The organism is Geobacillus sp. LYN3, from assembly GCF_003064505.1.
GTDB lineage: Bacteria > Bacillota > Bacilli > Bacillales > Anoxybacillaceae > Parageobacillus_B > Parageobacillus_B toebii.
On sequence record NZ_QCWL01000021.1, the window covers coordinates 241 to 1,428 of the forward strand.

Genomic DNA, 1,188 nt, shown 5'->3' on the forward strand with positions numbered 1-1,188 from the left:
TGAAATAAATAAAAAAACTCTTGACATGGTAATATTGGTCATTATAATAATATTTGTCCAATCAATGAAAAAGTTTATAACAATTTATTATATAACTTCTTCATATTATTCCGCAGTAGCTCAGTGGTAGAGCAATCGGCTGTTAACCGATTGGTCGCAGGTTCGAATCCTGCCTGCGGAGCCATCTTGGAGAGCTGTCCGAGTGGTCGAAGGAGCACGATTGGAAATCGTGTAGGCGCGAATAGCGCCTCAAGGGTTCGAATCCCTTGCTCTCCGCCACTAATTTTGTTACTATGGCCCGTTGGTCAAGTGGTTAAGACACCGCCCTTTCACGGCGGTAACACGGGTTCGAATCCCGTACGGGTCACTTTCTTTTTGTGGAGGATTAGCTCAGCTGGGAGAGCACTTGCCTTACAAGCAAGGGGTCGGCGGTTCGATCCCGTCATCCTCCACCATCATCGTCGCGGGGTGGAGCAACGAGCCTAAGCTTCCATGAACTCGCTGCGAGTTGCCTCGACGCATCCAGCATCTTTGGATTGGCTAGTAGAGGAAGAGGCAATGAATTTAATTAAACCTTACTAATTCAACTATTTCTTTCTATCATCGCGGGGTGGAGCAGTCCGGTAGCTCGTCGGGCTCATAACCCGAAGGTCGCAGGTTCAAATCCTGCCCCCGCAACCAATATTGGTCCCGTAGTGTAGTGGTTAACATGCCTGCCTGTCACGCAGGAGATCGCGGGTTCGAGTCCCGTCGGGACCGCCACAATGGAATTAATGCTAATTAAAAAAATGGCTCGGTAGCGACGAGCGATACTTCCATGAATATGCTGCGAGTTGTCCCGACGCATCTAACATCGCTGAATGAGCTAGAAGAGGAAGGGACACGACAACACAGAATTTAAATTAAGATAATAAAATGGCTCGGTAGCTCAGTCGGTAGAGCAAAGGACTGAAAATCCTTGTGTCGGCGGTTCGATTCCGTCCCGAGCCACCATTTACTCTTTAAATAAGTTTGAAGTTTTTCTGGCTGATGTGCCGACTTAGCTCAATTGGTAGAGCAACTGAATCGTAATCAGTAGGTTGCGGGTTCAAGTCCTGCAGTCGGCACCATGGTTACGGAGGGGTAGCGAAGTGGCCAAACGCGGCGGACTGTAAATCCGCTCCCTTTGGGTTCGGCGGTTCGAATCCG

8 tRNA genes are annotated in these 1,188 nt (G+C 48.7%); all 8 read left to right on the top strand.

The window, feature by feature from the left end:
• Positions 1-109: 109 nt before the first annotated feature.
• The 8 genes from DCC82_RS16405 to DCC82_RS16440 all read left to right on the top strand — a co-directional run bounded on the left by DCC82_RS16405 (position 110) and on the right by DCC82_RS16440 (position 1,109).
• A tRNA-Asn gene (locus tag DCC82_RS16405) sits at positions 110-184 on the top strand.
• Between the two features lie 4 nt (positions 185-188).
• Positions 189-279: transfer RNA gene (locus DCC82_RS16410), tRNA-Ser, on the top strand.
• 16 nt (positions 280-295) lie between these two features.
• Positions 296-367: transfer RNA gene (locus tag DCC82_RS16415), tRNA-Glu, on the top strand.
• A gap of 12 nt (positions 368-379) precedes the next feature.
• Positions 380-455 (top strand) — tRNA-Val (locus tag DCC82_RS16420).
• Between the two features lie 149 nt (positions 456-604).
• Positions 605-681 (top strand) — tRNA-Met (locus tag DCC82_RS16425).
• A gap of 5 nt (positions 682-686) precedes the next feature.
• A tRNA-Asp gene (locus DCC82_RS16430) sits at positions 687-762 on the top strand.
• Between the two features lie 155 nt (positions 763-917).
• A tRNA-Phe gene (locus DCC82_RS16435) sits at positions 918-993 on the top strand.
• 40 nt (positions 994-1,033) lie between these two features.
• Positions 1,034-1,109 (top strand) — tRNA-Thr (locus DCC82_RS16440).
• Positions 1,110-1,188: the final 79 nt, after the last annotated feature.